The 5,335-nt window shown below is 59.9% G+C and carries 7 protein-coding genes; all 7 read left to right on the top strand.

Going from position 1 to position 5,335, the window contains the following annotated elements:
• Window positions 1-60: 60 nt before the first annotated feature.
• A complete protein-coding gene (locus H5U38_11205) occupies window positions 61-1,017 on the top strand; it encodes an acetyl-CoA carboxylase carboxyltransferase subunit alpha (GenBank protein ID MBC7187592.1) in 957 nt (318 codons plus the stop codon).
• A 25-nt stretch (window positions 1,018-1,042) separates the two neighbouring features.
• On the top strand, window positions 1,043-2,335 hold the full coding sequence (locus H5U38_11210; protein MBC7187593.1) for a SpoIIE family protein phosphatase: 1,293 nt from the start codon (window positions 1,043-1,045) through the stop codon (window positions 2,333-2,335).
• Between the two features lie 84 nt (window positions 2,336-2,419).
• Complete coding sequence (locus H5U38_11215) at window positions 2,420-2,584, top strand: Trm112 family protein (protein ID MBC7187594.1); 165 nt, start codon at window positions 2,420-2,422, stop codon at window positions 2,582-2,584.
• A gap of 105 nt (window positions 2,585-2,689) precedes the next feature.
• A complete protein-coding gene (locus tag H5U38_11220; protein ID MBC7187595.1) occupies window positions 2,690-3,205 on the top strand; it encodes an HNH endonuclease in 516 nt (171 codons plus the stop codon).
• Between the two features lie 67 nt (window positions 3,206-3,272).
• Entirely contained in the window at window positions 3,273-4,256 is a 984-nt protein-coding gene (gene trpS / locus H5U38_11225) for a tryptophan--tRNA ligase (GenBank protein ID MBC7187596.1), read from the top strand.
• Between the two features lie 3 nt (window positions 4,257-4,259).
• Entirely contained in the window at window positions 4,260-4,970 is a 711-nt protein-coding gene (locus H5U38_11230) for a segregation/condensation protein A (GenBank protein MBC7187597.1), read from the top strand.
• On the top strand, window positions 4,970-5,335 hold a 366-nt coding region (locus H5U38_11235), incomplete at its 3' end, for an SMC-Scp complex subunit ScpB (protein MBC7187598.1). The genes H5U38_11230 and H5U38_11235, both read left to right, overlap by 1 nt.

Here is a 5,335-nt window from a genome sequence, read left to right on the forward strand (position 1 = left end):
GTGGAGATTCTCATCAAGGCGGTGCTTGATCTGTGAAGTAAATCCAGTCAGAGGAAAGGTATGGGCTTCGTATTGGACTTTGAGCGGCCGCTGGTCGAACTGGAAAAGAAGATCGCCGAGCTGAAGGCCTACGCGAGCACAGAGAACGTCGAGATGGAGGCAGAGATCCGGCGGCTCGAGCAGAAAGCTCTGAAGCTCCGTAAGCAGATCTACTCCCGGCTGACGCGGTGGCAGCGCGTGCAGCTTGCCCGCCATCCGCAGCGCCCCTACACCCTCGACTACATCGAGTACATGACTACCGACTTTATCGAACTCCACGGCGACCGGGCATTTGCCGACGACCCGGCGCTGGTTGGCGGCATAGCGAAACTCGATGGCAAGCCGGTGGTCATCTTCGGGCAGCAGAAGGGCAGAGACGTCAAGCAGAAGATCTATCGTAATTTTGGCATGATGCACCCCGAGGGGTACCGGAAGGCGCTGCGTCTCATGAAGCTTGCCGCCAAGTACCGCCGTCCGGTGATCAGCTTGGTGGACACTCCTGGCGCCTATCCCGGCATCGGCGCCGAAGAAAGGGGCCAGGCAGAAGCGATCGCCCGCAATCTGTTAGAGATGTCGCGCCTGCCGGTGCCGATCATCGTAGTCATCATCGGCGAAGGTGCCAGCGGCGGAGCCCTGGGGATCGGCGTCGGTGACCGCGTGATGATGCAGGAAAACACTTGGTACTCGGTTATTTCGCCAGAGGGGTGCGCGGCAATTCTCTACCGCGATGCAAGCAAAGCACCTCAGGCGGCAGAGGCAATGAAGGTTACCGCTCCGGACCTGCTCAAGATGGGAGTCATTGACCGCATCATACCCGAGCCTGCCGGAGGGGCACATCGCAACCCGCAGGAGGCCGCAGCGTTGGTGAAAGAAGCGATCCTGGAAGAGTTGCCACCTTTGGAAAAGCTGCCTCCCGAAGAGCTGGTGCGGTTGCGCATCGAAAAGTTTGCGCGCATGGGTGCGTGGCAAGAAAAGTAGCCCCGAGGTGCGCGAAGAGGCCCCTATGACCCAGGTACGCACTGCCGAAAAGCTGCGCTCCGCATTGGAACGCATGCGCCACTTGCAGTCCCTGGTCGAGGCGAGCAAGATCATCAACTCGACGCTTGACCTCAGCCGGCTTCTGGAGCTGATTCTCAGCACCGCGTTAGAAAACACGGCGGCGACTGCTGGCACCATCTACCTGGTGGACGAGGAAAGGGGCGAGATATGGTCACGGGTCCTCCTTTCGGATAGGAAGATGGAGATCCGTTTGCCACTTGGGCGCGGGATCGCGGGACAGGTGGCGCAGACCGGCGAAACGGTGAACCTGGTTGACGCCTATGAGGATCCGCGCTTCGACGCGGAGATGGACCAGAAGAGCGGCTTTCGCACCCGCAGCGTCTTGTGCATGCCGATGCGCAACAACGCGGGCAAAGTGATCGGCGTCTTCCAGGTCCTGAACAAGAAACGAGGGCGCTTCACCTCCGAGGACGAAGAGTTCCTCGACGCGCTGTCGGTGCATGCCGCTATCGCCGTGGAGAATGCCAAGCTCTACCAGCAGGCCCTGGAAAAGAAGCGATTGGACAGCGAACTGGCCGTGGCGCGAGAGATCCAGAAGCGCCCCCTGCCTACGGAGAGCCCAAACGTCCCTGGCTACGAATTTGCGGCAACCAACAGACCGTGCCACGAAGTAGGCGGGGACTATTTCGATTTCCTGGAGAAGCATCGAGAGCGCGTCGCGTTCGCCATAGGGGATGTCTCCGGGAAGGGAATACCTGCCGCACTGCTCATGGCAACACTGCACGGCGGGCTGCACGCCCAGGTGCACAGTCGCCGGCCCTTGCCGCAGCGCGTCCGGAATCTCAACCGGCTCGTTTTCGAGTGTACGGCGGCCGGCACCTTTATCACCTTTTTTCATGGGGAGCTCTGTCCCCGCACCGGCGAAGTTGCTTACATCAACTGCGGGCACAACCCGCCCGTGCACATAAGTCGTGTCGGTGAGGTGACCAAGCTGGAGAAAGGCGGCCTCATCCTTGGAGCAGTGGAGGAGGCCGACTATGAGGAGGGCTCCCTTGTCCTGAGACCCGGCGAAATGCTGGTGCTCTATACGGACGGCGTGACTGAGGCCCGTGGCAAGCACAGGGAGCAGTATGAGGAGGAGCGGCTCTTTGCAGTGCTTGAGCGCTGTCGCAACCAGAGTGCGCAACAGGTGCTCGACGCAGTGCTCAGCGATGTGGAGCGATTCTGTGCGGGCGTCCCCCAGGCAGACGACATCACTCTCATGGTCATCCGCAGGGTAGGGCAAGAGGGCGTATAGATGCACCATTGGCGTACGCCGATCGCATGAGGTGCTCTTAGAAAACCGGCTATTGGACAAAGTGAGTCTTTGACGGAGGAACCTATGCTTGACAAGGAACTACTGGAGATCCTGGCCTGCCCCAAGTGTAAAGGCGAACTGGAATACGACCAGAAAAACGAGAAGCTGATTTGTCACGCCTGCCGCCTAAAGTACCGGGTGGAAGATGACATACCCATCATGCTGATCGACGAGGCAGAGTCGTTCTGAGCGGGCGCATGAGGGTGCGGGCAAAAAGAGCTTGACTATTTGGGCGCATTGTGCTAAATTCAAGGTCAAGCTGGAAAGGAGGGTAACGGTCAGAAAAGCAAAGAGATGTCCGCGGCCACACTCAACAAAGGCGTTCTGCTGCTGAATCAGAACTATGAGCCGATGAGCGTCACCAGTGCCAAGAAGGCGATCGTGCTCATCTATCTCGGCAAGGCAGAGATCATCGAGCGTCACCCCTACCTCGTGCGCTCCGTGTCCACTACATTGCCGTTGCCGAGCATTGTGCGCCTGGTACGCTTCATCCAGGTGCCGCGCAAGAGGATCCTTCTGACGCGGCGCAACATCCTCAAGCGGGACGGCCACCGGTGCCAGTACTGCGGGACCACCAGAAGCCCACTGACGGTCGATCACGTGATACCCAAGGATCACGGCGGCAACGACACGTGGGAGAATCTGGTGTGCGCATGCGTGCGCTGTAATACGCGCAAGGGGAATCGTACGCCAGAGGAGGCAGGGATGCGCTTGCTGCGTCAGCCGCGCAAGCCGAACAACCTCTTTTTCATCCAGCACTTCGTGGGCGTGAGCGACGAGCGGTGGAAGCCCTACCTCTTCATGAACTGACACCACATGGTCCGGTCACGCAGGGGAGATCGTCGGCAGCGAACGCAGTTTAGGGAGCTGTGAGTCTTTGAGCAAGAAACGAATTCTCAGTGGTATGCGCCCCACTGGCCGCCTGCATCTGGGCAACTACGCGGGCGCACTGGAAAACTGGGTGCGATTGCAGGGGGAGTACGAGAACTTTCACATGGTGGCCGACTGGCACACCTTGACCACCTCGTACGAAGACACGAGCGGCATCCGCAACGACACCATCGAGATGGTGATCGATTGGTTGGCCGCTGGTATCGACCCCCACAAGAGCGTGGTCTTTGTCCAGTCGCAGGTGAAGGAGCACGCCGAGCTTTTCCTGCTCTTCGCCATGTTGGTTACGGTGCCTCGACTGGAACGTAACCCAACGGTCAAGGAGCAAGCGCGCGACTTGGGCCTGGACAGCCGGATGTCCTACGGCCATCTGGGCTACCCAGTCCTGCAGGCCGCGGACATTCTCATCTATCGCGCACATGCGGTGCCGGTCGGCGAGGATCAAGTTCCCCACGTGGAACTCACCCGCGAGATCGCTCGGCGCTTCAACTCGCTGTATGGAGAGGTCTTTCCCGAACCGGAGGCACTGCTGACCGAGTTCGCGCGTCTCCCTGGTTTGGACGGCAACCGCATGAGCAAGTCGGCGGGCAATACCATCCTGCTTTCCGATGAGCCTGAGGAGATTCAACGCAAGGTAATGACGGCGGTGACCGATCCCCAGAAGATCCGCCGCGGCGACCCAGGACGGCCAGAAATCTGCCTGGTCTTCACGTTCCACCGCAAGTTCAACCCCGATGAGGTCAGCGACATCGAGCGTGACTGCCGCAGTGGTGCGTTGGGGTGTGTGGCGTGCAAGAAGAACTTGGCTGGCAAGTTGGCCTCCTTCCTGGAACCCATCAGGGAGAGGCGCAGCTACTATGCCGCCCACATGGACGAAGTGCAGGACATCATAGCGCAGGGGAACGCCCGGGCGCGGGCGGAAGCGGCTCAGACCATGGCCCTGGTGCGCGCCGCGATGAGGATTGGATAACGCATGCCCTACACGGTGCGTCTGCAAAAGTTCGAGGGACCGCTCGAACTTCTCCTCTTCCTCATCCGCAAGAACGAGGTGGACATCTTCGACATCCCCATCGCGGAGATCACGGCGCAGTACCTGCAGTACCTCGACCTCATGCGCTATCTGGACATTGACGTGGCCGGGGAATTCATCCTCATGGCCGCCAGGCTGATGCACATCAAGGCGCAGATGCTTCTGCCGCGCCCTGAGGAGCTGGAAGAGGAGCAGGAGGATCCCCGCGCCGAGTTGGTGCAAAGGCTACTGGAGTACCAGAAGTACAAGCAGGTGGCGGTCGGCCTCTCAGAACTTGAAGAGCGGGAGCGTGACCACTTTCCTCGCCTGCAAGTGGCAGTGGATGGAGACGGGTACGCGGAGGAGGAGTGGGACACCCATGAGGTGTCTCTTTACGACTTGGTCGCCGCTTTCAGTGTGCTTCTGGAGCGCGCCTCCAGTGTTACCTATCACGAGATTCGCGAGGCCGAAGCCTCGGTAGATGAACAAATTACTTACATTCTCGACTATCTCCACACGCACGGCGAGGCGCTGTTTGCTGACCTCATCGCCGGTCTGGAGAGTAAGTTGGTGATGATTGCCACCTTTTTGGCCCTGTTGGAACTGATGCGGCGAGGGGCTGTGGTCGTGCGACAGTCTGCTCCTTTTGCCGAGATCTGGATATACGGAGCCTGATGGAGTTCGAGACCGCCAAGGAGATCATTGAGGCGCTCATCTTCGCCTCGGATGCGCCAGTCACCTTGCAGCGCATCCGGGCAGCACTGGAAGAGGTCGACGCGGAACTGCTGGAGCGGGTAGTAGAGCAGCTCAATGACGACTATCGGGAGCACGGACACGCCTTTGAAATCAGGCGCGTGGCCGGAGGTTTTCAGATGTTCACGCGCCCTCACCTCGCCCAGTGGGTGCGCAAGTACCACCGCGGGCGGGCGCGGCAGCGCCTGTCGCGCGCGGCTCTGGAGGCGCTGGCCATCATTGCCTTCAAACAGCCGATCAGCAGGACTGAGGTGGCTGCAGTCCGTGGCGTGAATTCCGATGGTGTG

The sequence above is a fragment of the Calditrichota bacterium genome (assembly GCA_014359355.1).
Classification (GTDB): Bacteria; Zhuqueibacterota; Zhuqueibacteria; order JANLFK01; family Oleimicrobiaceae; genus Oleimicrobium.

Bases quoted from the DNA above. Each gene is read 5' to 3' on its own strand.
- H5U38_11205 (MBC7187592.1), top strand. From the start codon at position 61: ATGGGCTTCGTATTGGACTTTGAGCGGCCGCTGGTCGAACTGGAAAAG.
- H5U38_11210 (MBC7187593.1), top strand. From the start codon at position 1,043: ATGACCCAGGTACGCACTGCCGAAAAGCTGCGCTCCGCATTGGAACGC.
- H5U38_11215 (MBC7187594.1), top strand. From the start codon at position 2,420: ATGCTTGACAAGGAACTACTGGAGATCCTGGCCTGCCCCAAGTGTAAA.
- H5U38_11220 (MBC7187595.1), top strand. From the start codon at position 2,690: ATGTCCGCGGCCACACTCAACAAAGGCGTTCTGCTGCTGAATCAGAAC.
- H5U38_11230 (MBC7187597.1), top strand. From the start codon at position 4,260: ATGCCCTACACGGTGCGTCTGCAAAAGTTCGAGGGACCGCTCGAACTT.